25 protein-coding genes are annotated in these 24,836 nt (G+C 54.5%); 13 read left to right on the top strand and 12 right to left on the bottom strand.

What is annotated here, in order from left to right:
- Positions 1-89 precede the first annotated feature (89 nt).
- The 3 genes from HVZ37_RS00845 to HVZ37_RS00835 all read right to left on the bottom strand — a co-directional run bounded on the left by HVZ37_RS00845 (position 90) and on the right by HVZ37_RS00835 (position 2,272).
- Positions 90-698, bottom strand: a complete 609-nt coding sequence (locus tag HVZ37_RS00845; protein WP_042998595.1) for a glutathione S-transferase — start codon at positions 696-698, stop codon at positions 90-92.
- A gap of 72 nt (positions 699-770) precedes the next feature.
- Positions 771-1,907 (bottom strand): HlyD family secretion protein, encoded by a 1,137-nt coding sequence (locus tag HVZ37_RS00840; RefSeq protein ID WP_058587407.1) that lies wholly within the window; start codon positions 1,905-1,907, stop codon positions 771-773.
- 2 nt (positions 1,908-1,909) lie between these two features.
- Positions 1,910-2,272, bottom strand: coding sequence for a DUF3302 domain-containing protein (locus tag HVZ37_RS00835; protein WP_044267571.1), 363 nt, complete (start codon positions 2,270-2,272; stop codon positions 1,910-1,912).
- 530 nt (positions 2,273-2,802) lie between these two features.
- On the opposite strand from HVZ37_RS00835, the gene mtlA reads away from it, so the two are divergent.
- The 3 genes from mtlA to mtlR all read left to right on the top strand — a co-directional run bounded on the left by mtlA (position 2,803) and on the right by mtlR (position 6,588).
- Positions 2,803-4,716, top strand: a complete 1,914-nt coding sequence (mtlA, locus tag HVZ37_RS00830; RefSeq protein WP_042998597.1) for a PTS mannitol transporter subunit IICBA — start codon at positions 2,803-2,805, stop codon at positions 4,714-4,716.
- 136 nt (positions 4,717-4,852) lie between these two features.
- Complete coding sequence (gene mtlD / locus HVZ37_RS00825) at positions 4,853-5,998, top strand: mannitol-1-phosphate 5-dehydrogenase (protein ID WP_042998598.1); 1,146 nt, start codon at positions 4,853-4,855, stop codon at positions 5,996-5,998.
- A 2-nt stretch (positions 5,999-6,000) separates the two neighbouring features.
- Positions 6,001-6,588 carry a mannitol operon repressor MtlR gene (gene mtlR / locus HVZ37_RS00820; RefSeq protein ID WP_130097590.1) on the top strand — a complete coding sequence of 196 codons (588 nt, stop codon included), beginning with the start codon at positions 6,001-6,003 and terminating at the stop codon, positions 6,586-6,588.
- Positions 6,589-6,603: 15 nt separating this feature from the next.
- Here the strand turns inward: mtlR and HVZ37_RS00815 are convergent, their stop codons facing one another.
- Complete coding sequence (locus tag HVZ37_RS00815; RefSeq protein ID WP_181628016.1) at positions 6,604-6,810, bottom strand: hypothetical protein; 207 nt, start codon at positions 6,808-6,810, stop codon at positions 6,604-6,606.
- A gap of 287 nt (positions 6,811-7,097) precedes the next feature.
- Here HVZ37_RS00815 and HVZ37_RS00810 point away from each other — a divergent pair, with 287 nt between their 5' ends.
- The 5 genes from HVZ37_RS00810 to trmL all read left to right on the top strand — a co-directional run bounded on the left by HVZ37_RS00810 (position 7,098) and on the right by trmL (position 11,845).
- Positions 7,098-7,460, top strand: a complete 363-nt coding sequence (locus HVZ37_RS00810) for a YibL family ribosome-associated protein (RefSeq protein ID WP_042998601.1) — start codon at positions 7,098-7,100, stop codon at positions 7,458-7,460.
- Positions 7,461-7,716: 256 nt separating this feature from the next.
- A complete protein-coding gene (gene lldP, locus HVZ37_RS00805) occupies positions 7,717-9,372 on the top strand; it encodes an L-lactate permease (protein ID WP_042998602.1) in 1,656 nt (551 codons plus the stop codon).
- Positions 9,369-10,145: a transcriptional regulator LldR gene (gene lldR / locus HVZ37_RS00800; RefSeq protein ID WP_042998603.1), complete on the top strand. Its 777-nt coding sequence runs from the start codon at positions 9,369-9,371 to the stop codon at positions 10,143-10,145. Before lldP ends, lldR begins: the two co-directional genes overlap by 4 nt.
- Positions 10,142-11,329: an FMN-dependent L-lactate dehydrogenase LldD gene (gene lldD, locus HVZ37_RS00795; protein WP_042998604.1), complete on the top strand. Its 1,188-nt coding sequence runs from the start codon at positions 10,142-10,144 to the stop codon at positions 11,327-11,329. Before lldR ends, lldD begins: the two co-directional genes overlap by 4 nt.
- Positions 11,330-11,368: 39 nt before the next feature.
- Positions 11,369-11,845: a tRNA (uridine(34)/cytosine(34)/5-carboxymethylaminomethyluridine(34)-2'-O)-methyltransferase TrmL gene (gene trmL, locus HVZ37_RS00790; RefSeq protein ID WP_042998605.1), complete on the top strand. Its 477-nt coding sequence runs from the start codon at positions 11,369-11,371 to the stop codon at positions 11,843-11,845.
- Between the two features lie 78 nt (positions 11,846-11,923).
- Here the strand turns inward: trmL and cysE are convergent, their stop codons facing one another.
- The 5 genes from cysE to HVZ37_RS00765 all read right to left on the bottom strand — a co-directional run bounded on the left by cysE (position 11,924) and on the right by HVZ37_RS00765 (position 15,089).
- The gene (gene cysE / locus HVZ37_RS00785; protein WP_042998606.1) at positions 11,924-12,745 is read right to left on the bottom strand and encodes a serine O-acetyltransferase; all 822 of its coding nucleotides are present in this window, start codon (positions 12,743-12,745) and stop codon (positions 11,924-11,926) included.
- Between the two features lie 79 nt (positions 12,746-12,824).
- The gene (gene gpsA / locus HVZ37_RS00780) at positions 12,825-13,844 is read right to left on the bottom strand and encodes an NAD(P)H-dependent glycerol-3-phosphate dehydrogenase (protein WP_042998607.1); all 1,020 of its coding nucleotides are present in this window, start codon (positions 13,842-13,844) and stop codon (positions 12,825-12,827) included.
- Positions 13,844-14,311: a protein-export chaperone SecB gene (secB, locus tag HVZ37_RS00775; protein WP_003024155.1), complete on the bottom strand. Its 468-nt coding sequence runs from the start codon at positions 14,309-14,311 to the stop codon at positions 13,844-13,846. Before secB ends, gpsA begins: the two co-directional genes overlap by 1 nt.
- Before the next feature lie 62 nt (positions 14,312-14,373).
- Positions 14,374-14,625 carry a glutaredoxin 3 gene (gene grxC, locus HVZ37_RS00770; RefSeq protein ID WP_012908148.1) on the bottom strand — a complete coding sequence of 84 codons (252 nt, stop codon included), beginning with the start codon at positions 14,623-14,625 and terminating at the stop codon, positions 14,374-14,376.
- A 32-nt stretch (positions 14,626-14,657) separates the two neighbouring features.
- Positions 14,658-15,089 carry a rhodanese-like domain-containing protein gene (locus HVZ37_RS00765; protein WP_042998608.1) on the bottom strand — a complete coding sequence of 144 codons (432 nt, stop codon included), beginning with the start codon at positions 15,087-15,089 and terminating at the stop codon, positions 14,658-14,660.
- Positions 15,090-15,336: 247 nt separating this feature from the next.
- Here HVZ37_RS00765 and gpmM point away from each other — a divergent pair, with 247 nt between their 5' ends.
- From gpmM to HVZ37_RS00750, 3 genes are read left to right on the top strand one after another with little or no spacing between them, the layout of a single operon-like run.
- A complete protein-coding gene (gene gpmM / locus HVZ37_RS00760; RefSeq protein WP_044267541.1) occupies positions 15,337-16,881 on the top strand; it encodes a 2,3-bisphosphoglycerate-independent phosphoglycerate mutase in 1,545 nt (514 codons plus the stop codon).
- Positions 16,882-16,890: 9 nt separating this feature from the next.
- On the top strand, positions 16,891-18,174 hold the full coding sequence (envC, locus tag HVZ37_RS00755; RefSeq protein WP_042998610.1) for a murein hydrolase activator EnvC: 1,284 nt from the start codon (positions 16,891-16,893) through the stop codon (positions 18,172-18,174).
- A gap of 3 nt (positions 18,175-18,177) precedes the next feature.
- The gene (locus tag HVZ37_RS00750; RefSeq protein WP_042998611.1) at positions 18,178-19,137 is read left to right on the top strand and encodes a divergent polysaccharide deacetylase family protein; all 960 of its coding nucleotides are present in this window, start codon (positions 18,178-18,180) and stop codon (positions 19,135-19,137) included.
- Here the strand turns inward: HVZ37_RS00750 and HVZ37_RS00745 are convergent.
- The 3 genes from HVZ37_RS00745 to kbl form a co-directional block, all read right to left on the bottom strand.
- Positions 19,124-20,158 (bottom strand): glycosyltransferase, encoded by a 1,035-nt coding sequence (locus tag HVZ37_RS00745; RefSeq protein ID WP_042998612.1) that lies wholly within the window; start codon positions 20,156-20,158, stop codon positions 19,124-19,126. The two genes, HVZ37_RS00750 and HVZ37_RS00745, sit on opposite strands and share 14 nt — an antisense overlap.
- A gap of 236 nt (positions 20,159-20,394) precedes the next feature.
- Positions 20,395-21,420 carry an L-threonine 3-dehydrogenase gene (gene tdh, locus HVZ37_RS00740; RefSeq protein WP_042998613.1) on the bottom strand — a complete coding sequence of 342 codons (1,026 nt, stop codon included), beginning with the start codon at positions 21,418-21,420 and terminating at the stop codon, positions 20,395-20,397.
- A 9-nt stretch (positions 21,421-21,429) separates the two neighbouring features.
- On the bottom strand, positions 21,430-22,626 hold the full coding sequence (gene kbl, locus HVZ37_RS00735) for a glycine C-acetyltransferase (RefSeq protein WP_042998614.1): 1,197 nt from the start codon (positions 22,624-22,626) through the stop codon (positions 21,430-21,432).
- A 215-nt stretch (positions 22,627-22,841) separates the two neighbouring features.
- Here kbl and rfaD point away from each other — a divergent pair, with 215 nt between their 5' ends.
- Together rfaD and rfaF are read left to right on the top strand one after the other, a co-directional pair.
- Positions 22,842-23,774, top strand: coding sequence for an ADP-glyceromanno-heptose 6-epimerase (gene rfaD, locus HVZ37_RS00730; RefSeq protein ID WP_042998615.1), 933 nt, complete (start codon positions 22,842-22,844; stop codon positions 23,772-23,774).
- Between the two features lie 12 nt (positions 23,775-23,786).
- Complete coding sequence (gene rfaF / locus HVZ37_RS00725) at positions 23,787-24,833, top strand: ADP-heptose--LPS heptosyltransferase RfaF (RefSeq protein WP_042998616.1); 1,047 nt, start codon at positions 23,787-23,789, stop codon at positions 24,831-24,833.
- Positions 24,834-24,836: the final 3 nt, after the last annotated feature.

Below are 24,836 nucleotides of genomic sequence, written 5' to 3'. Positions count from 1 at the left end.
TGGCTGTTGGTGACCCTCCCCACAACGGGGAGGGATATCGACATAGAGGGGATTGTAACGTGAGATTGCCTGGACGGACAGAATATGAATCAAGCCTTTGGGGGTTCAGTGCGGGCAAAACTCTCGCGCTGAAACAGCGTCTCCACCAGCTTGACCAGGTGAGGTCGGCTCACGCACCAGCCCGGTGAGACGCGGCGGAAGTTGAGATAGCCCACCGCGCAGGCAATGGCGATGGTCGCCAGATCAACCGTGTCAGGTTTAATCGTCCCGTCGACCAGGTACGCTTCCAGCGCATCCAGACTGCGGTTAATTTTCTCGCGCTGGCGCAACAGTTCGGTTTCCGATTGCTGCGCGGCGGGACGTGCCTGCTCGCGCACCGACACCAGACCGGCGTCCATAATCCCATCGGCCAGTGCCTCAAGTTGACGGACTTTCAGCGAGGCCAGCGGTTCACGCGGCAGCATCGCTGGCGCAATATCCAGCAGTTCAATGTATTCGGCGATAATTGGCGAATCGAACCAGTACTCCCCATCGTCAGTCACCAGCGCCGGTACTTTTCCTAACGGATTGTACTGCGCGACGCCATTTTCCGCGTTGTAGGGCAGTTCATTAACAAATTCGAATGTGATGCCTTTTTCCAACAGCAGGATCGAAATTTTTCGTACAAACGGGCTGGTGTAGCTACCAATGAGTTTCATGATCAGTCCTTTTCGCCAACACAAAACAATGAGTATGGCTCACGCAGCGGGAAAAGGCAGGTGACGGCGTTCTCAATGATCCAAATAAAGGTAGTGCATCCAACTGGTCATGCGCAGTAACACCTTACGCATGACCGAAACATGGGCGAAATGGTCGGAATAGACTGCCACTTGCGCGTAGATGCCGTCGGGTAACGCATCCACATCGGCATTCGGGTCCAGTTCAATCGTCGCCAGGACGCCATCGGTCCCGGGCACCACCGTCAGGGACTGTAAAGCCCCCTGAGCCTGATACGAGCCGCCCGGCACCACAGGCAATATGCTGGTCAACTTACCGTGAAAAACTTGCCCAGGAAGCGCGTTAAATACCACCTCCGCGTCGTCGCCGGGTTCAAGACGAAGCAGCGAGTTCTGCCGGAACTGAGCGACAATCTGCCGCTTTTGTTCGGGGATAAAGACCATCACCGGACGCAGCGGTAGCGCGGCAGCGTAGGTACCGGGTCGTATCAGCACCTGGGTGACGTAGCCGTTGCTGGGCGCGCGAATAATGGTCTGTTCGAGGTTGTATTTCGCCTCTGCCAGTTGCGCCCTCAGACTGGCAATCTGCGACTGTTCGCCGTTAACCATACTGTCTAACTGGCTTTGAATTTGCACCTGCTCAGCCACTGAACCCTTCACCAGCGCATCCTGCGCCAGATAATTTTGCCGGGCGTTATCAATATCGCTTTCTGAGAAGGGGTTCACCCGCGCCTGGCTGCCCTTCAGGTAACGCTGATAATCTTTATACAGCCGATCGCGCTCCGCAGAGACCCGCGTCGTATTAGCCTGCGCTTCTGAGAGCTGGGCTTTCAGCGTCTGGATATTATGCGTGGCGGTGACCAGATCGGCCTGTAACCTGTCCACGCGCGCCTGATAGCGAACCGGGTCGAGTTTAAATAGCACTTCACCCTTTTTAATCAGTTGGTTATTTTTATCCGTCACCTCGCTGACAATTCCGGTAACCTGCGGCGTAACAGGAATGGAAATAACGGCTTTTTGCGCAGTAAAGGTATACGGATGGTTATAGTTCATTAACAGGATCAGGCCGCTGACCAGAAATACACCGCCTAATGCCGCCGTCGCCAGCGTCCATTGATTCACCGGTATGCGGAATATTTTGAAGACTGCCCACGCCAGCGCGACGTAGGTTAATATAATCAACAGATCCATGATTAACTCTCCGGAAACGTCGTATTCTCAGCCGTGTTAACTTCGGCCAGTTTTTTCTCGAGTTGTGTAATACGCGCAGATAACGCGGCAATTTCAGGATCAGGATCTTGTCCCGGCGACGTGATGTGATTATGCATCCCCCAGCCGCGTTCCGGTTGGTAGAGGGTTGCCCAAATCCACAAAAACGGCCAGATCACATGGAGCGTAAACAGACTCACCCAGCCTGCGGTATGAATAGCATCGGCATGCGGGTGGTTGCGTTTCTTCGCAATTAAATAGGGGATATCATGGATGGCAATAACGCCGTAAAAAATCACCAGAAAGACGAAAATCAGCACACCTAACGCGAAATAATTTAGAAACATATCCGCCTCGACTTCACGCCCATTTGAGTTTTTATTGCAGGCAGCCGAATGCAATTTGGCTGATGATTTGAACATAATGTGAGTTATGCATTTTCGCCATCACGCCAAAGACTATTTTTCACGCCAGATGGTTATTTAATGACATCAGGCCAGGTGGCAACGAGAGGAATCTGCCCAGGATCACATCGGGACAAATCTGGATGAATATTTATTGTGATTCATATCACAAACATTCAACAAACAGCCAAAGATAAAACGTGAATTACATCACAAATTAATGCCATTAATGGTTCAGAACGACGGTTTGTTGTTTTTTTACACAGCAGTTTTGTGATTAATGTCACATCAATTACCTCCCTACCCCCTATATTTATGTGACACAAATCACATTAAAGGTCGCTGACTGGACAGCTTAACGATTCAGTGCCAGATTTCGCAGTATCTACAGGGTCCGGCTACCTCTGCCGCTACATTAACAAAACCTCGGGCTTCCAGCCTGCGCGATAGCAAACATAAGAAGGGGTGTTTTTATGTCATCCGATATTAAGATCAAGGTGCAAAGCTTTGGTCGATTCCTCAGCAATATGGTGATGCCAAATATCGGCGCGTTTATCGCGTGGGGTATTATCACTGCACTATTTATTCCGACAGGGTGGTTGCCAAACGAAACGCTGGCGAAGCTGGTTGGCCCAATGATCACCTATCTCCTGCCGCTGCTGATCGGTTATACCGGCGGTAGACTGGTGGGTGGCGAACGCGGCGGCGTGGTGGGCGCAATCACCACCATGGGCGTGATCGTCGGCGCAGACATGCCGATGTTCCTCGGTGCAATGATCGCCGGTCCTCTGGGCGGCTGGGCAATCAAACATTTCGATGGTTGGGTAGACGGTAAGATCAAATCCGGTTTTGAGATGCTGGTGAATAACTTCTCCGCTGGCATCATCGGTATGATCCTCGCCATTCTGGCATTCCTCGGCATTGGTCCAGCAGTTGAAGTTCTGTCGAAAGTGTTGGCTGCAGGCGTTAACTTCATGGTTGTCCATGACATGCTGCCGCTGGCGTCTATCTTCGTTGAACCAGCGAAAATCCTGTTCCTGAATAACGCCATCAACCACGGTATCTTCTCACCTCTGGGTATTCAGCAGTCCCATGAGTTGGGTAAATCCATCTTCTTCCTGATTGAAGCCAACCCGGGTCCGGGGATGGGTGTTCTGCTGGCGTACATGTTCTTTGGTCGCGGTAGCGCTAAACAGTCTGCAGGCGGTGCGGCAATCATCCACTTCCTGGGCGGTATCCACGAAATTTACTTCCCGTATGTGCTGATGAACCCGCGTCTGATCCTCGCCGTTATCCTCGGCGGTATGACGGGTGTGTTTACGCTGACTCTCCTGAACGGCGGTCTGGTTTCTCCGGCGTCTCCGGGTTCTATCCTGGCTGTGCTGGCGATGACGCCAAAAGGCGCCTACTTCGCTAACATCGCGGCAATCTGTGCGGCGATGGCGGTCTCCTTCGTTGTCTCTGCCATTCTGCTGAAAACCAGCAAAGTGAAAGAAGACGATGACATTGAAGCGGCGACCCGCCGTATGCATGACATGAAAGCAGAATCCAAAGGCGGTACTCCGCTGTCTGCTGGCGATGTCACCAACGACCTGAGCCACGTGCGTAAAATCATCGTTGCCTGTGATGCCGGTATGGGTTCCAGCGCAATGGGCGCCGGCGTACTGCGTAAGAAAGTGCAGGATGCCGGTCTGAGCCAGATCTCGGTCACCAACAGCGCGATTAACAACCTGCCGCCGGATGTTGACCTGGTCATCACTCACCGCGATCTCACCGAACGTGCGATGCGTCAGGTACCGCAGGCGCAGCATATTTCGCTGACCAACTTCCTCGACAGCGGCCTGTACTCCAGCCTGACCGAGCGTCTGGTTGCCGCTCAGCGCCACACTGACAATGAAGTCAAAGTCCGCGACAGCCTGAAAGACAGCTTTGACGAAGGGGATAACAACCTGTTCAAACTGGGTGCGGAGAATATCTTCCTCGGACGTACGGCAACGACCAAAGAAGAAGCGATTCGCTTCGCCGGTGAGCAGCTGGTGAAAGGCGGTTACGTTGAGCCAGAATATGTCGATGCGATGCTGGAACGTGAGAAACTGACCCCAACCTATCTGGGTGAGTCTATCGCCGTTCCGCACGGTACCGTTGAAGCGAAAGACCGCGTACTGAAAACCGGCGTCGTGTTCTGCCAGTACCCGCAAGGCGTTCGTTTCGGTGAAGAAGACGACGACATCGCCCGTCTGGTGATCGGTATCGCCGCTCGCAACAACGAGCACATTCAGGTGATTACCAGCCTGACCAACGCGCTGGATGACGAATCCGTCATCGAACGCCTGGCTAACACCACCAGCGTTGATGAAGTGCTGGCGCTGCTGGCGGGTCGTAAGTAAACCCCGAGGCCCGGTGACATTGCGCTTATCGGGCCGACCCAATCCTCTCCTTTGTGGAGAGGGTTTGGGTGAGGGAGCAACAGATAACCCCTCACCCCAGCCCTCTCGGGTAAAAACATTAATGAAGGTTACTACTATGAAAGCATTACATTTTGGCGCAGGTAATATCGGTCGTGGCTTTATCGGCAAACTGCTGGCGGACGCGGGGATACAACTGACATTCGCTGATGTAAATCAGGTCGTGCTCGACGCCCTGAATGCCCGTCATAGCTACCAGGTTCACGTTGTGGGTGAAAATGAGCAGGTGGATACCGTGACTGGCGTCAATGCGGTAAGCAGCATTGGCGATGATGTTGTTGAGCTGATCGCCCAGGTTGACCTGGTCACCACGGCCGTTGGCCCGGTCGTGCTGGAGCGCATCGCTCCGGCCATCGCCAAAGGCCTGGTCAAACGCAAAGCGCAAGGGATCACCACCCCGCTGAACATCATCGCCTGTGAAAATATGGTACGAGGCACCACTCAACTGAAAGGCCATGTGCTGAACGCGCTGGCTGAAGACGACAAAGCCTGGGTTGACACCCATGTCGGCTTCGTGGATTCCGCCGTTGACCGCATCGTGCCGCCGTCAGCCTCTGCGACCCACGACCCGCTGGAAGTGACTGTCGAAACCTTCAGCGAGTGGATCGTTGACCAGACCCAGTTCAAAGGCGAGCTGCCGAACATCCCGGGAATGGAATTAACTGATAACCTGATGGCATTTGTCGAACGTAAACTCTTCACGCTGAACACCGGGCATGCTATAACCGCGTACCTCGGAAAATTGACCGGTCATCAGACCATCCGCGACGCGATTCTCGACGAGAAAATCCGCGCAGTGGTCAAAGGGGCGATGGAAGAGAGCGGCGCGGTGCTGATCAAACGCTACGGTTTTGATGCCGACAAGCATGCGGCATACATTCAGAAAATCCTCGGTCGTTTTGAAAACCCGTATCTGAAAGATGACGTTGAGCGCGTTGGTCGCCAGCCGCTGCGTAAACTGAGCGCGGGTGACCGTTTAATCAAACCGTTGCTGGGTACGCTGGAATACCATTTGCCGCACGCTAACCTGGTCAAAGGGATTGCTGCCGCGATGCACTTCCGTAGCGAAGACGATCCGCAGGCGCAGGAGCTGGCCGCGCTGATCGCCGAGAAAGGCCCACAGACTGCGCTGGCCCAGATTTCCGGGCTGGATATCAACAGCGATGTCGTTGCCGAGGCCGTTAGCGCATATAACGCAAAGTAATGATGCTGGAACTGGCGCAGGAGCCCCTGCGCCTGATTAATAGATTGTCAGATATGCAGGCAATAATGGAACAAACCCAGGCCTTTGAAAATCGTGTGCTTGAGCGTCTGAATGCTGGCAAAACCGTACGGAGCTTCCTGATCACCGCCGTGGAGTTACTCACCGAGGCGGTAAACATTCTGGTGCTTCAGGTGTTTCGCAAAGATGACTACGCAGTGAAGTACGCTGTAGAACCGTTACTCGACGGCGACGGACCGCTGGGCGATCTGTCTGTGCGCCTGAAACTGATCTACGGTCTGGGCGTCCTCAGTCGTTCTGAATATGAAGACGCAGAGCTGCTGATGGCGATGCGCGAAGAGATGAATCATGACGGCAATGAGTATGCCTTTACGGATGATGAGATTCTCGGGCCGTTCGGTGAACTGCACTGCGTACTGGCGCTGCCACCCCCGCCGCAGTTTGACGCCGCCGACCCCAGTTTGTACGCCATGCAAACCCAGCGCTACCAGCAAGCGGTGCGCTCGACGATGGTTCTCTCCCTGACTGAGCTGATTTCTAAAATCAGCTTAAAAAAAGCCTTCCAGAAGTAGGCCTCGCTCTGCCTGCTACTCCTTTTCCTGCACGGGTTGATACAGGCACCGGTAATAATTCAGTCGTTGCAGGTACATCTGCGCATTTTCTGCAGGCACTTCGCTCGGAACGTCATCACGCGCAGGCATTTTATTCAGATACTCTTTAAACGCCTGACTTGAGGCCATAAAATCCACAGCTTTATCAATCAGAAGCGGAACATTCTCGCCTATTTTTGCCATGTTATCTCCTCCATGCGGTCCCGCCGTGCTTAAGCGCAACGGTCAATTTTAGTGTAGGATCGCCCGCGTCATGACATTAAGGAAAACGTGCTTAATCCATTGGCGGCAAATTATCTCTTACATGATCCTGTTATTGTCTAAAATGTTTAATTAATCAGTCCATTAGAAAAATAGTTAGCAAATGAATACTCGCGTTATTTGATTATTATTATCCCATTAGTTGTGAATAAACCCGCTCTGCGCGCATACTATAGGCCATTCACCTTATTTCTATCAGAAGCCATCCCATGAAAGAAGTCGAAAAAAACGAAATCAAACGTCTGAGCGATCGCCTCGACGCTATCCGCCACCAGCAGGCCGATCTGTCCCTGGTTGAAGCCGCCGATAAATACGCTGAGCTGGAAAAAGAGAAAGCCACACTGGAAGCAGAAATCGCCCGTCTGCGTGACGTTCACAGTCAAAAACTGAGCAAAGAGGCGCAGAAACTGATGAACCTGCCGTACCGTCGTGCGATCAGCAAAAAAGAGCAGGCCGATATGGGCAAGCTGAAGAAAAGCGTGCGCGGTCTGGTGGTGGTTCATCCAATGACCGCCTTAGGCCGCGAAATGGGCCTGCAAGAGATGACTGGCTTCGCAAAGACCGAGTTTTGATTTTTTATACCGGGCAGCACGTCCGCTGTCCGGTCCTCCCTTAATTGGCCCTACCAATCCCCTTCAGTTACGACCACTGGTTCACAATTCATTAATTTAAGCCTACACTTCCGTTGCCAATAAATAACATTTGATTAACCATTCGTTGTCATTATCCCTACACAACAATATTGGCAGGACCACTTTTACACATAATGTGACGAAAAGATGAGCACAGATTCACTGCATTGTGCGTGTGGCCCTCAGGAGACCTGCAATGAATCTCTGGCAACAAAACTACGATCCGGCCGGTAACATCTGGCTTTCCAGTCTGATCGCATCGCTCCCGATTCTGTTTTTCTTTTTCGCGCTGATTAAGCTCAAGCTGAAAGGCTATGTTGCCGCTTCGTGGACGGTGGTGATTGCGCTGGCCGTGGCGCTGCTTTTCTACAAAATGCCGGTCGATCACGCACTGGCCTCGGTGGTGTACGGTTTCTTCTACGGTCTATGGCCGATTGCCTGGATCATTATCGCCGCAGTGTTTGTTTACAAAATCTCGGTGAAAACCGGGCAGTTCGACATCATCCGCTCGTCCATTCTGTCAATTACCCCTGACCAGCGTTTGCAAATGCTGATCGTCGGCTTCTCATTTGGCGCCTTCCTCGAAGGGGCGGCGGGATTTGGTGCCCCCGTTGCCATCACTGCCGCGCTGCTGGTAGGTCTCGGGTTTAACCCGCTGTATGCCGCTGGACTGTGCCTGATCGTCAATACCGCGCCCGTGGCGTTTGGTGCCATGGGGATCCCGATTCTGGTCGCCGGCCAGGTGACCGGGCTGGACAGCTTTGAAATCGGCCAGATGGTGGGTCGTCAGTTACCGTTCCTGACAATTATCGTACTGTTCTGGATCATGGCGATCATGGATGGCTGGCGCGGCGTGAAAGAGACCTGGCCTGCGGTCATGGTGGCGGGTGGTTCATTCGCTATTGCTCAGTACCTCAGCTCCAACTTTATCGGCCCGGAATTGCCGGACATCATCTCCTCGCTGGTCTCGCTGGTCTGTCTGACGCTGTTCCTGAAACGCTGGCAGCCGGTTCGCATCTTCCGCTTTGGCGATATGGGCGCATCACAAGTTGATCAGACGCTGGCACGCACGAACTATACCGCCGGACAGGTTGTTCGCGCCTGGTCGCCGTTTCTGTTCCTGACGGCCACCGTAACCCTCTGGAGCGTGCCGCCGTTTAAAGCCCTGTTCGCTCCCGGCGGCGCGCTGTACGACTGGGTGATTAACATCCCGGTCCCGTTCCTCGACAAACTGGTTGCCCGCATGCCGCCCGTGGTTCACGAAGCCACCGCCTACGCGGCAGTGTATAAATTTGACTGGTTCTCCGCGACCGGCACCGCCATCCTGTTCGCCGCACTGCTGTCAATCGTCTGGCTGAAGATGAAGCCTTCCGCCGCCATTCAGACCTTCGGCAGCACGCTGAAGGAACTGGCGCTGCCGATCTACTCCATCGGGATGGTGCTGGCCTTTGCGTTTATCTCCAACTATTCCGGGCTCTCTTCGACGCTGGCGTTAGCGCTGGCGCACACGGGCAGCGCCTTTACCTTCTTCTCGCCGTTCCTCGGCTGGCTGGGGGTATTCCTGACCGGTTCAGATACCTCATCTAACGCGCTGTTTGCCGCCCTGCAGGCAACTGCCGCACAGCAAATCGGCGTGTCCGATGTGCTGATGGTGGCGGCCAATACCACTGGTGGCGTCACCGGAAAAATGATTTCGCCACAGTCCATCGCCATCGCCTGTGCGGCGGTCGGACTGGTCGGCAAAGAGTCGGATCTGTTCCGTTTTACCGTCAAACACAGCCTGATTTTCACCTGCATGGTGGGCGTGATCACCACGCTTCAGGCTTACGTCTTAACCTGGATGATTCCATGATCGTGATGCCCAGACGCCTGTCGGACGAGGTTGCCTCTCGTGTGCGGGCGCTGATTGAAGAACAACAGCTGGAAGCGGGCATGAAATTGCCCGCCGAGCGCCAACTGGCGGTACAGCTTGGCGTCTCGCGTAACTCGCTGCGCGAAGCGCTGGCAAAGCTCGTCAGCGAAGGTGTGCTACTCAGCCGTCGCGGCGGCGGCACGTTTGTCCGCTGGCAGCATGAAGAGTGGTCTGAACAGAACATTGTTCAGCCGCTGAAAACCCTGATGGCCGACGACCCGGATTACAGTTTCGATATTCTCGAAGCCCGACACGCCATCGAAGCCAGTACGGCCTGGCATGCGGCGATACGCGCCACCACGGCCGACAAAGAGAAAATCAAACTCTGCTTTGACGCCACGCTCAGCGAAGACCCGGATCTTGCCTCACAGGCCGACGTTCGTTTTCATCTGGCTATCGCCGAAGCCTCGCATAACGTGGTGCTGTTACAAACGATGCGCGGGTTCTTCGACGTTCTGCATTCGTCGGTGAAGCAAAGCCGACAGCGCATGTATCTCGTTCCGCCCGTCTTTTCCCGGCTGACGGAGCAACATCAGGCCGTACTGGATGCCATTCTCGCGGGCGACGCCGACGGCGCGCGTAAGGCGATGATGGCGCACCTCAGTTTCGTCCATACCACCATTAAACAATTTGATGAAGACCAGGCTCGCCAGGCGCGCATTACCCGTCTGCCCGGCGACCACAATGAAAATCCCAGGGAGAACAAAGCATGATTATTTCAGCCGCCAGCGATTATCGCGCCGCAGCCCAGCGCATTCTGCCCCCGTTCCTGTTTCACTACATCGACGGCGGCGCGTATGCGGAGCATACCCTGCGGCGTAACGTGGAAGACTTATCGGACGTGGCGCTACGCCAGCGCGTGCTGAAAAACATGTCTGACTTGAGCCTGGAAACCACGCTGTTTAACGAAAAACTGTCGATGCCCGTGGCGCTGGCGCCGGTCGGGCTGTGCGGCATGTATGCCCGCCGTGGCGAAGTGCAGGCTGCAGCGGCAGCCGATGCGAAAGGGATTCCGTTTACCCTTTCCACCGTCTCCGTGTGCCCGATAGAAGAAGTCGCGCCCACTATTAACCGTCCGATGTGGTTCCAGTTGTATGTTCTGCGCGACCGTGGATTCATGCGTAATGCGCTGGAACGCGCAAAAGCGGCGGGCTGCTCAACGCTGGTCTTTACGGTCGATATGCCGACGCCGGGGGCACGCTATCGTGACGCTCACTCCGGGATGAGCGGCCCGAATGCCGCGCTGCGTCGCTACTGGCAGGCGGTCACTCATCCACAGTGGGCGTGGGACGTCGGTCTGAACGGTCGTCCTCACGATCTCGGCAATATCTCCGCTTACCTCGGCAAGCCAACCGGACTGGAAGATTACATCGGCTGGCTGGCAAACAACTTTGATCCGTCAATTTCATGGAAGGACCTTGAGTGGATCCGGGAGTTCTGGGATGGTCCGATGGTGATCAAAGGGATCCTCGATCCGGAAGACGCCCGCGACGCCGTTCGCTTTGGTGCAGATGGGATTGTGGTCTCTAACCACGGAGGCCGTCAGTTGGACGGCGTGCTCTCTTCCGCGCGCGCACTGCCCGCCATTGCCGATGCGGTGAAAGGCGATATCGCCATTCTCGCGGACAGCGGTATCCGTAACGGGCTGGACGTGGTGCGAATGATTGCGCTGGGCGCAGATACCGTTTTGCTGGGCCGTGCGTATCTGTACGCGCTGGCGACGGCAGGTCAGGCGGGAGTGGCAAACTTGCTGAATCTGATTGAAAAAGAGATGAAAGTTGCCATGACGCTGACCGGTGCGAAATCCATCACCGACATCAGCAAGGATTCCCTGGTACAGGAAATCAACAAGCTCCCTGCCGCACTGGCACCGCTATCGCAAGGTGATGCGGCGTAATGAAAGTGTTATTCTGCCCCCCGTAATTAAGGGGGCAGCATGCTCAACATCGTCTTATTTGAACCAGAAATCCCGCCGAACACGGGCAACATCATTCGTCTGTGCGCAAACACAGGCTTTCGTCTGCATATTATTGAGCCGATGGGCTTTACCTGGGACGACAAACGCCTGCGCCGCGCGGGACTGGATTATCATGAATTTACTGCGGTGGTTCGCCATCATGATTACGCTGCATTTCTCGAAGCTGAAAAACCGCAGCGCATGTTCGCGCTGACGACCAAGGGCACGCCTGCACACAGCGCGGTGAGCTATCAGGATGGCGACTATCTGATGTTTGGTCCGGAAACGCGCGGTCTGCCAGCCAGCATTCTCGATGCCCTGCCCGCTGAACAAAAAATACGTATTCCGATGATGCCGGACAGCCGCAGTATGAACCTGTCAAATGCCGTGTCGGTGGTGGTGTATGAGGCGTGGCGCCAGTTGGGATATCCTGGCGCAGTCTTGCGCACACTTTGAATCGTCGGATGGCGGCTGTCGCCTTATCCGACCTACGGTTTTGTAGGCCCGGTAAGCACAGCGCCACCGGGCAAGAGATCAAATACCGTCGCCGTACTCAAACGTATGGTGTATCCCGTTGAAATGCTGATCCATATCCATTGACGGCTTATCGCTGTCTGGCTTACCGACAATGCGCGCCGGGACGCCAGCGGCGGTGGTGTGCGGCGGAACGGGCTGTAACACCACGGAACCGGCGCCAATTTTTGCCCCACGTCCGACTTCGATATTGCCGAGGATTTTCGCCCCCGCGCCAATCATCACGCCTTCACGAATTTTGGGATGACGATCGCCACTGGTTTTACCGGTCCCGCCGAGGGTGACCGATTGCAGGATCGACACGTCATCTTCGATCACCGCCGTCTCACCGACGACAATGCCGGTGGCATGATCGAGCATGATCCCACGACCAATCTTCGCCGCGGGGTGAATATCCACCTGGAACGTCACGGAGACCTGGTTTTGCAGGAAGATTGCCAGCGCGCGGCGGCCTTCATTCCATAACCAGTGACCAATACGGTAGGCCTGCAAGGCATGAAAACCTTTCAGGTACAAAAGCGGAGTGGAGTATTTATCGACCGCCGGGTCACGCGTGCGGACGGCCTGAATATCACAGGCAGCTGAGGCGATCATTTCCGGGTCTGCTGCGTACGCTTCTTCGACCACTTCACGGATCGCAATGGCGGGCATAATGGGCGATGCCAGTTTGTTCGCCAGCATGTAGCTTAGCGCACTGCCCAGATTCTCATGCTTGAGTAGCGTTGCGTGGTAAAAACTGGCCAGCATAGGCTCACAGTCTGCCAGAGCGCGGGCTTCGGTTTTTATATTGTTCCAGACGATATCCAGTTCTTCACACGGCATTGCGGGCTCCAGGTAATGAGGCTAACGACCGGCCCGTTCTTCGCGGGCCGGGTCATTTTTAAAAAACGGATCCTTGAGACTAGTGGCTGCTTCGCTCATCCTTGCGTGCACGACCTAATAACGTCAATGCTGCCTCGCGCGCGTTTTTTCCGCAATATAATACTTGATAAATTTCCTCGGTTATTGGCATTTCGACACCAAAACGGTGCGCCAACTCGCGAACTTCTTTTGTATTGCGGTAGCCTTCAACCACCTGTCCAATCTTGTCCTGCGCGCCTTGTACATCCATGCCCTGACCGAGCATCATGCCAAAACGGCGGTTGCGCGACTGGTTGTCGGTACAGGTCAGCACCAGATCGCCTAACCCGGCCATTCCCATAAAGGTCTGGGGATCGGCACCCAGCGCCGCGCCCAGACGCGACATCTCTGTCAAGCCACGCGTAATTAGCGCAGTACGGGCATTAGCGCCAAAACCAATGCCGTCAGACATTCCTGCGCCGATCGCAATCACGTTCTTCACCGCGCCGCCCAACTGAACGCCGATGAAATCCGGGTTGCTGTAGACACGGAAACTCTTACCGCAGTGCAGCAGTTGCTGTAAGTCATCAGCAAAGGTGTCGTCAGTGGAGGCCAGGGAGATGGCCGTCGGCATGCCTGCCGCCAGCTCTTTCGCGAACGTCGGTCCGGAAATCACTGCCAGCGGGATTTTATCGCCCAGCGCTTCACGGGCAACATCCTGCAACAGGCGTCCCGTCTCTGCTTCCAGCCCTTTGGTTGCCCAGACCAGACGCGCGTCAGGACGCAGCAGAGGCTTAATCTGTCGCAATACTTCGCCAAAGACATGGCTTGGCACGACCACCAGAATATCGCGGCTGGCCGCCAGCGCAGTAGCTAAGTCGCTTTCGAGGCGTAACGTATCGGGGAAAGGCACATCCGGGAGGAACGCGACATTGCAGCGATCGTGCTCAAGGGTCGCGATATGTTTAGGATCGTGGCCCCACAGGACAACCTGGTGGCCATTTCTTGCCAGGGTGATGGCAAGAGCGGTGCCGTACGAGCCGGCACCGATCACAGTCATTGAAGCATTACTTTGGTTCATCAGGCATCCTGATGTTCTTCAGTACCTTCGCCAGCCTGCTGCTGTAAATAGTTCATGAACAGCGCATCAAAGTTAACCGGCGCAAGGTTCAGTTGCGGGAACGTACCGCGTGAAACCAGGCTGGTGATGCATTCGCGGGCATACGGGAACAGAATGTTCGGGCAGTATGCGCCCAGGCAATGCGCCATCTGGGTGCCTTCGATTCCGCTGATAGAGAAGATACCGCCTTGCTGAACTTCGCACAGGAACGCCGTTTCTTCACCGAGGGAAGCCGTTACGGTAACACGCAGCACCACTTCGTATACGTCATCTGCCAGTTGAGTAGATGCTGTATCCAGATCAAGTTTAACCTCTGGCTGCCAATCTTTCTGAAAAACATGCGGCGCATTTGGCGCTTCGAAAGAGACATCTTTGGTGTAAATACGCTGGATCTGGAAAGCCATTTCGGTATTGTTTTGTTCTGACATGTGTAGAAAACCCTTTAGTGTTGTCCTTAAATAGCGCTTGATGCCAATAACATGGCCCAGCGTTAGCTCAGCAGGGGATCAAGTCCACCACGCGCATCCAACGCATACAAGTCATCACAGCCGCCAATGTGCTGTGCATCAATAAAAATCTGTGGAACCGTCGTACGACCGCTGCGCTTGATCATCTCTTCACGCTTCACGGCATCGCCGTCGATCGGCAGTTCCTGGAAGCTCACACCCTTGCTGTTCAGCAGCGCTTTCGCACGATGGCAAAACGGGCAGGTTGCTTTAGTGTAGATCTCGATATTGGCCATACTTATCTCCAAATTCGTTTACGTCGGGAAAATTATTTCCCACGAACCAGCGGCAGATTCTCACCGCTCCAGCCCGCAACGCCTTCTTTCAGCACAGACACGTTCTCAAAGCCTGCTTTGATCAGCGCGTTTGCCGCTTCCTGGCACTGCATGCCGGAACCATCGACCACGATAACCGGTTTGTCTTTGTGTTTTTCCAGCTCGCCCACGTTGTTCGCTTTGATTTCGCTCGGCAGCAGGTTAATGGAACCCGCGATATGGCCTTTGCGGAAATCGTCACGCTGACGTAAATCCACGATAACGGCGTCTTCTTTGTTGATACGACGCGTGGCTTCGCCGCGAGTGATGACCTTAACTTTCGACGTCAGGCCTTTAAACGTGGTGAACAAAACCGCCACCAGTAACGCAATCCAGGCGATACTCAGTATGGGATGGCGGCTAACAAATTGCATAATTTCTTGCATGGGGGGTAACAACTCCCGACTCAGTGATTAAAAAAACCAGGACAGGAGTATACCTGCGCGTTGGCGCAAATACAGCCAGCGCGTGCAATGGATTGCATTTTTGCGGGGCACTACGGAAAAAAAAGTGCAAATCCGTACCATCCGTGAACCAGCCTGCCCCATTCTTTGATCTTCTGAGGCTATTTTATCGATTCAGCTGTAGTAAAATTACGCAATTATTTTTGTCTCTTGAGTGTGAGGTTTCGCAATGTCGGTTTCTAAAAAACCTATGGTACTGGTGATTCTGGATGGCTATGGCTACCGTGAAGACAGCCAGGATAACGCCATTTTTAATGCCAAAACCCCGGTAATGGATGCGCTGTGGGCAAAACGCCCGCATACCCTGATCGATGCTTCCGGTCTGGAAGTGGGCCTGCCCGATCGTCAGATGGGTAACTCCGAAGTCGGTCACGTTAACCTGGGTGCGGGCCGCATCGTGTATCAGGACCTGACCCGTCTGGACGTTGAAATTAAAGAACGCACTTTCTTTGCCAACCCAACGCTGACCGCCGCGGTTGACCAGGCGAAAAATGCCGGTAAAGCCGTGCACATCATGGGTCTGCTCTCTGCCGGTGGCGTCCATAGCCACGAAGATCACATCATGGCGATGGTTGAACTGGCCGCTGAGCGTGGCGCAGAGAAAATCTATCTGCATGCTTTCCTCGATGGCCGCGATACGCCGCCACGCAGCGCAGAGTCTTCGCTGAAAAAATTCGAAGAGAAATTTGCCGCGCTGGGCAAAGGTCGCGTCGCCTCCATCATTGGCCGTTACTACGCGATGGACCGCGACAACCGTTGGGATCGCGTGGAGAAAGCGTATGACCTGATGACGCTGGCGCAGGGTGAATTCCAGGCCAATACCGCCGTTGAAGGTCTGCAGGCCGCCTATGCCCGCGATGAAAACGATGAATTCGTGAAAGCCACCGTGATCCGCGCCGCAGGCCAGGCCGATGCCGCGATGGAAGACGGCGATGCGCTCATTTTCATGAACTTCCGTGCTGACCGCGCGCGTGAAATCACCCGTGCTTTTGTTAACACCGACTTCGACGGCTTCGCGCGCAAGAAAGTGGTTAACCTGAACTTCGTAATGCTGACCGAATACGCTGCCGACATCAAAACGGCCGTTGCCTATCCGCCCGCCTCGCTGGCGAACACGTTTGGCGAGTGGATGGCGAAGAATGACAAAACGCAGCTGCGTATCTCTGAAACCGAAAAATACGCCCACGTCACCTTCTTCTTCAACGGCGGCGTTGAAGAACCGTTCACCGGTGAAGACCGCATCCTGATCAACTCACCGAAAGTGGCGACCTACGATCTGCAGCCGGAAATGAGCTCCGCAGAGCTGACCGAAAAACTGGTAGCCGCTATCGAAAGCGGGAAATACGACACCATCATCTGTAACTACCCGAACGGCGACATGGTCGGTCATACCGGTGTGATGGAAGCGGCGGTTAAAGCGGTTGAAGCGCTGGACCACTGTGTTGAGCAGGTGGCAAAAGCGGTTGAGTCCGTTGGCGGTCAACTGCTGATCACCGCTGACCACGGCAACGCCGAGCAAATGCGCGATCCGGCAACCGGTCAGGCGCACACCGCGCACACTAACCTGCCGGTTCCGCTGATTTATGTCGGCAACAAAAATGTGAAAGCGGTGGAAGGCGGCAAACTTTCCGATATCGCCCCCACCATGTTGACGCTGATGGGCATGGAAATCCCGCAAGAGATGACTGGTAAGCCGCTGTTCATCGTGGAATAATCCTTCCCCATGAGGGGAAAGACGATAAATAGCGAAAATGGGGCCATGAAACCAAGACGGTTTTCAGTCAGGCCCTTGATTTACGCCAGCGTGGTGAGCGCTGGCGTATTGTTGTGCGCCTTTTCCGCCCACGCGGATGACCGCGATCAGCTTAAATCCATTCAGGCAGATATCGCCGCCAAAGAACGTGCTGTTCGTCAGCAACAGCAACAACGTTCTGGCCTGCTTGCGCAACTGAAGGCGCAGGAAGAGGCCATCTCCGCCGCCGCACGCCAGTTACGTGAAACGCAAAACACGCTTGCGCAGCTGAACAAACAAATCGATGAGATGAATGCTTCTATTGCGAAGCTGGAACGGCAGAAAGCCAACCAGGAGCGCAGCCTCGCCGCGCAGTTGGATGCCGCGTTTCGCCAGGGTGAACACACCGGTATTCAGCTTATCCTCAGCGGTGAAGAGAGCCAGCGCGGCCAGCGTTTGCAGGCCTACTTTGGTTATCTGAACCAGGCGCGCCAGGAGACGATCAACGAGTTGAAGCAGACTCGCGAAGAGGTCGCCGCCCAGCGTGCCGAACTGGAAGAGAAGCAGAGTCAGCAACAGACGCTGCTGTATGAACAGCGCGCCCAGCAGGCGAAGCTTGAACAGGCGCGTAACGAACGTAAGAAAACCCTCGCCGGGCTGGAATCCTCCATTCAGCAAGGCCAGCAACAGCTCAGTGAACTGCGCGCCAACGAATCCCGTTTGCGTAACAGCATTGCCCGTGCCGAGGCGGCCGCCAAAGCCCGTGCCGAACGAGAAGCACGCGAGGCGGAAGCGGTACGTAATCGCCAGAAAGAGGCCACCCGCAAAGGCACCACGTACAAGCCCACAGACAGTGAGAAATCGCTGATGTCGCGCACCGGCGGTCTGGGTTCGCCACGCGGCCAGGCATTCTGGCCCGTTCGCGGCCCCACGCTGCATCGCTATGGCGAACAACTGCAAGGTGAGCTACGTTGGAAGGGGATGGTTATCGGTGCGTCTGAAGGCACTGAAGTGAAAGCCATTGCCGATGGTCGCGTCATTCTGGCGGACTGGCTGCAGGGATACGGACTGGTCGTCGTCGTTGAACACGGCAAGGGCGACATGAGTCTTTATGGCTACAACCAGAGTGCGCTGGTCAGTGTCGGTACGCAGGTTCGCGCCGGCCAGCCGATTGCGCTGGTAGGTAGCAGCGGGGGTCAGGGTCGACCGTCGCTCTATTTCGAAATTCGTCGCCAGGGTCAGGCCGTCAATCCACAACCGTGGTTGGGAAGATAAGTTTTGCCTCAGTTTCGTCGTACTGTTCTTTCATTCGCCAGCCTGCTGGCATTCGCCTCCCCTGTTTTTGCTGGCAAACTCGCCATCGTCATTGACGATTTTGGCTACCGCCCGCATTACGAAAATCAGGTGCTGGCGATGCCCTCTCAAATCTCCGTCGCCGTGCTACCCAATGCGCCTCATGCGCGCGAAATGGCGACCAAAGCGCATAACAGCGGTCATGAAGTGCTGATCCATCTGCCGATGGCACCGCTGAGTAAACAGCCGCTGGAGAAAGACACCCTACGTCCGGAGATGAGCAGCGACGAAATTGAACGGATCATTCGCGAGGCGGTTGGCAAAGTGCCTTACGCGGTGGGGCTCAACAACCACATGGGCAGCGCAATGACTTCCAGCCTGTTTGGTATGCAAAAAGTGATGCAGGCGCTGGAACGCTACGATCTCTATTTTCTCGACAGTATGACCATCGGTAACAGTCAGGCGATGCGTGCCGCATCCGGAACCGGCGTAAAGGTGATTAAGCGGAAAGTGTTTCTCGACGACACGCAAAACGACGCGGACATTCGCCGCCAGTTTACCCGCGCGATTGATCTGGCACGCCGCAACGGTTCTGCCATCGCGATAGGCCACCCTCATCCGTCGACGGTACGTGTGTTACAGCAAATGGTATATAACCTGCCAGCCGACATCACCCTTGTCCGTCCGAGCAGCCTGCTCAATGAGCCGCAGGTAGATACCTCCACGCCGAATTTGACACCGCCGAAAACCAACGACGCTCCGCGAAATCCATTCCGCGGCGTGGCGTTGTGTAAAGCGAAGAAACCTGTAGAACCGGTCTATACCAGTCGATTCTTCAGCGTGTTAAGCGAAAGCATCAGTCAGAGCACGCTGGTGAACTGGTTCCAGAATCAGTGGCAAGGCTGGGGAAAATCGCCCCGCGATAACAGCGTTAACCCAGGTTAAGCGCTTTACGTGCAGTACGATGGTGCGAACGCGTTTTGTCGCGCCATTGGTACAATCTCACTGACCACAGTAACGCCTGATAGGCGACCTTGGCGCTGCGCACGTTCATTATCATACGTTTATACATCCCCGAGGTAAAAATCTCGGCAATCATTCGCTGACGCGTCAAAATATCGGGTTCTTTGCGCACGGAATGACAAACACGCAATGCTTCATACGTTATTTGTTGATGAAATTCAGGATAGATAGTAATCCTGTCTGCGTAATTCCGATTCAGCTTCTCTAATAATCGGGTGATCTTAATGTAATGTCGCTGATAGTTCAGATTTTTATTACCCTGACGTTTCAGTCGGCTGACAGAATTATTATGTAAGAAATATTTATACAAGGATTCTTCCGTATAACGCGCACGCAGCGCGTTAAACATAAATTCCGTGGTCCACACAATATCCTGATGATGTAATCCGGGAATAAAGCGGATGTTATTCTTTTCAATCACATCCCGACGATAAACCCCCATCCACACCACGTGGGTCCAGCGGCGGGATGAAAGCGCCATACGCAGCCAGTCAGGACCGGTGAGTACGCCGGTTGAACGGATCCGGTCGGTCGGAATAGATTGCCAGGTCACGCCGGTATCCCGCTCGCTCCAGTCGGCATTGCACTGCGCGACGTCCAGATCGTCCTCCAGCGCCATTGTCATTAGCGTTTCGTACATGTGCGGATAGACGAGGTCATCGGCATCAACAAATGCGATGTACTTACCACTCGCCACCTCCATCCCGCGGTTACGGGCGACCGATGCCCCGGCATTCGCCTGGTGGAGCAGTCGTACATGAGGATAGTTTTCGGCGTAATACTTTGCTATATCAACAGAATTATCCGTTGACCCGTCATTGACAATAATAATTTCCAGGGCAGTCCATGTTTGCGCGATGAGAGATTCCATGCAGGCTTTAAAATCATTACCCGCATTATATAACGGGATAATAACACTGAGTCTGTTTGTACTTTTCATCATAATAAATTACCGAATGCCTTTGAAGTTATCCGCCTTTTTACAGCCTTTGTATTAAGAAACGATTAAGGCTGATAATAATATTTGTAAAGGTTCCAGGAGACTTCAGCTTAGGGGCATCAGGTAAACAGCAATATAAGACTACGACGCAATTACGAATTATTTATGACAATGACAATTCTTTACAGCTTTCCAGATATTCCTCAGGAAATAAGGCCGGATTTTCCGGCCTTATCTGATTAATTCCAGCTGAGAATGACTTTCCCGGACTGGCCTGAACGCATGGCGTCAAAGCCTTTCTGGAACTCATCAATCGAGAAGCGGTGGGTGATGATCGGTGACAGATCCAGACCAGACTGAATCAGCGCGGCCATCTTGTACCAGGTTTCGAACATCTCGCGGCCGTAAATGCCTTTAATGAACAGCCCCTTAAAGATCACTTTCGTCCAGTCGATAGACATGTCTGAGGGAGGAATGCCCAGCATCGCAATCCGACCACCGTGATTCATGGTGTCAAGCATCGCGCGGAATGCTGGCGGCGCACCGGACATCTCCAGGCCAACATCAAACCCTTCAGTCATGCCCAGTTCGTCCATCACCTCATTCAGGCTCTCTTTCGACACGTTGACTGCGCGGGTGATACCCATCTTACGCGCCAGTTCAAGACGGTATTCGTTCACGTCGGTGATCACCACGTTGCGTGCGCCCACGTGCTTCGCTACCGCCGCCGCCATGATACCGATAGGGCCAGCCCCCGACACCAGCACGTCTTCGCCGACCAGATCGAACGACAACGCCGTATGCACCGCATTGCCAAACGGGTCAAAGATGGAGGCCAGGTCATCCGAGATATTATCCGGAATTTTGAACGCGTTGAACGCCGGGATCACCAGGTATTCTGCGAAACAGCCCGGACGGTTCACGCCCACACCTGTGGTATTACGGCACAGGTGCGTGCGTCCGCCACGACAGTTACGGCAGTGTCCGCAGGTAATGTGCCCTTCCCCAGACACGCGGTCGCCGATTTTGAAGCCTTTCACTTCCTGACCGATACCGACCACTTCGCCAACGTACTCATGGCCGACAACCATAGGAACCGGGATGGTTTTTTGCGACCATTCATCCCAGTTATAGATGTGAACGTCAGTGCCGCAGATGGCTGTTTTACGGATTTTAATCAGCAGATCGTTGTGGCCGACTTCCGGTTCCGGAACGTCGGTCATCCAGATGCCCTCTTCCGCTTTCAGTTTGGATAACGCTTTCATCTCACATCCTCAGGCAATAACGCCCAGTTGTTTACCAATGCGGGTGAAGGCTTCCACCGCGCGGGTGATTTGTTCCGGGGTATGCGCCGCAGACATCTGAGTACGAATGCGCGCCTGGCCTTTCGGAACAACCGGATAGAAGAATCCTGTGACGTAAATGCCCTCTTTTTGCAGCTCGCGGGCAAAGTCTTGTGCAATCACCGCGTCACCCAGCATCACCGGGATAATCGCGTGATCGGCACCCGCCAGGGTAAACCCGGCGGCAGACATTTGCTCACGGAACTGACGTGCGTTAGCCCACAGGCGATCGCGCAGTTCACCACCAGACTCAACCATCTCCAGCACTTTGATGGAGGCAGCGACAATCGCCGGCGCCAGCGAGTTAGAGAACAGATACGGGCGAGAGCGCTGACGCAGCCATTCAACCACCTCTTTGCGCGCGGCGGTATAGCCACCAGACGCGCCGCCAAGCGCTTTACCCAGCGTGCCGGTGATGATATCTACGCGGCCCATCACGTCGCAGTACTCATGGGAACCACGACCGTTCTCTCCGACAAACCCCACCGCGTGAGAGTCATCGACCATCACCAGCGCGTTGTATTTGTCAGCCAGATCGCACACGCCCTTCAGGTTGGCGATGACGCCGTCCATTGAGAACACGCCGTCAGTGGCAATCAGCACATGACGAGCCCCGGCGTCGCGCGCTTCTTGCAGACGCGCTTCCAGTTCCTGCATATCGTTGTTGGCATAGCGGAAGCGCTTTGCTTTACACAGGCGCACGCCGTCAATGATAGAGGCATGGTTCAGGGCATCGGAAATAATCGCATCTTCAGCGCCGAGCAGCGTTTCGAACAGGCCGCCGTTGGCATCAAAGCAGGAGGAGTAAAGAATGGCATCTTCCATGCCGAGGAATTCAGCCAGCTTTTGCTCAAGCTGTTTATGGCTGTCCTGGGTGCCGCAGATAAAGCGCACCGACGCCATCCCGAATCCGTGAGAATCCATACCGGCTTTTGCCGCAGCTATCAGCTCTGGATGGTTCGCCAGCCCCAGATAGTTGTTGGCACAGAAGTTAATGACGTGGCTACCATCCGCCACCGTGATATCGGCCTGCTGAGCAGACGTAATAATGCGCTCTTCTTTAAACAATCCTTCCGCACGGGCGGTTTGCAGATCGTTGGTTAACTGTTTGTAAAAATCCCCACGCATTGCGATTCTCCAGACTGGGCAAATTTCAGCACATCTTACCTAACCCTGGACGCTGATACGAGATGACGCATTATCACTTCTTTAAAATGCAGGATAAATCACGCGTACCCACACGACCATTCGGTGAATGGCTGAAGCCAACGCTATGTAGTGATATGATAAGAGGTATTCGTGTCTGAGATTGTCTCTGACTCCATAATTCATAGGTTACAGTTATGATCATCGTTACCGGCGGCGCGGGCTTTATCGGCAGCAACATCGTTAAGTCCCTGAATGATAAAGGTATCACCGATATCCTGGTGGTGGACAACCTGAAAGACGGCACCAAGTTTGTTAACCTGGTGGATCTGAACATTGCCGACTATATGGATAAAGAAGATTTCTTAATCCAGATTATGGCGGGCGAAGAGTTCGGCGAGATCGAAGCCATTTTCCACGAAGGGGCCTGCTCTTCCACCACCGAGTGGGACGGCAAGTACATGATGGATAACAACTATCAGTACTCCAAAGAGCTGCTGCATTACTGCCTGGAGCGCGAAATTCCGTTCCTGTATGCCTCTTCCGCTGCCACCTATGGCGGTCGCACGTCTGACTTCATCGAATCCCGCGAATATGAGAAACCGCTGAACGTTTACGGTTACTCTAAATTCCTGTTTGACGAGTATGTGCGTCAGATCCTGCCAGAAGCCAATTCACAGATCGTCGGCTTCCGTTACTTCAACGTCTACGGACCCCGCGAAGGCCATAAAGGTAGCATGGCAAGCGTGGCTTTCCATCTCAATACGCAACTCAACAACGGCGAAACGCCGAAGCTGTTTGAAGGTAGCGAAAACTTCAAGCGTGACTTCGTGTACGTCGGCGACGTGGCGGATGTAAATCTGTGGTTCTGGGAGAACGGCGTGTCCGGCATCTTTAACCTGGGTACCGGTCGTGCAGAATCCTTCCAGGCGGTGGCAGATGCCGCGCTGGCATACCATAAGAAAAGTGAACTTGAGTACATTCCGTTCCCGGAAAAACTGAAAGGTCGCTACCAGGCATTTACTCAGGCCGATCTGACCAACCTGCGCGCTGCGGGCTACGATAAGCCCTTCAAGACCGTTGCCGAAGGCGTTACGGAATATATGACCTGGCTGAACCGCGACGCGTAAGGCAGGCAATCTATGAGGATTCTGGTGATTGGCCCGTCCTGGGTAGGCGACATGATGATGTCGCAAAGTCTCTATCGCACGCTCAAGGCGCGCTATCCCCAGGCGATAATCGATGTGATGGCACCGGCATGGTGCCGTCCGTTGTTATCGCGGATGCCGGAAGTCAACGAGGCAATTCCAATGCCGCTCGGCCACGGCGCACTCGAACTTGGCGAACGCCGCAAACTGGGTCACAGTCTGCGTGAAAAACGCTATGATCGCGCTTACGTGTTGCCCAACTCGTTTAAATCAGCGCTGGTTCCTTTCTTTGCCGGTATCCCTCACCGTACGGGCTGGCGCGGTGAAATGCGCTACGGCCTGCTTAACGATGCGCGCGTACTGGATAAAGCCGCCTGGCCCTTAATGGTCGAGCGTTACGTGGCGCTGGCCTACGATAAAGGCGTGATGCGCACGGCGAAAGATCTGCCGCAGCCGCTATTGTGGCCGCAACTCCAGGTGAGCGAAGGTGAAAAGTCGTTAACCTGCAGCGCGTTTTCGCTTTCTGACGAACGTCCGATGATTGGCTTTTGCCCCGGCGCGGAGTTCGGTCCGGCAAAACGCTGGCCGCACTACCATTATGCGGAACTGGCGAAACAGCTCATCGATGAAGGCTATCAGATAGTGCTGTTTGGCTCGGCGAAAGATCATGAGGCTGGAAACGAAATTCTGGCGACATTGAGTGATGAACAACAGGCGTGGTGTCGTAACCTGGCGGGCGAAACACAGCTCGAACAGGCGGTCATATTGATTGGCGCGTGTAAAGCCGTTGTCACCAACGACTCCGGCCTGATGCACGTCGCCGCGGCGCTGAATCGCCCGCTGGTCGCTCTCTATGGCCCAAGTAGCCCGGATTTCACCCCGCCTCTGTCACATAAAGCACGTGTGATTCGCCTGATAACGGGCTATCACAAAGTACGCAAAGGCGATGCCGCCGAAGGCTATCATCAGAGTCTGATCGACATTACGCCGGCGCGCGTACTGGAAGAACTCAACAGTCTGTTACTGCAAGAGGAAGCCTGACGA

Origin of the sequence: Citrobacter sp. RHB35-C17, from assembly GCF_013816795.1 — a bacterium.
Taxonomy (GTDB): Bacteria; Pseudomonadota; Gammaproteobacteria; order Enterobacterales; family Enterobacteriaceae; genus Citrobacter_A; species Citrobacter_A amalonaticus.
Note: the sequence above shows the minus strand (reverse complement) of the source record. Positions and strands in the feature narration are given on the sequence as shown.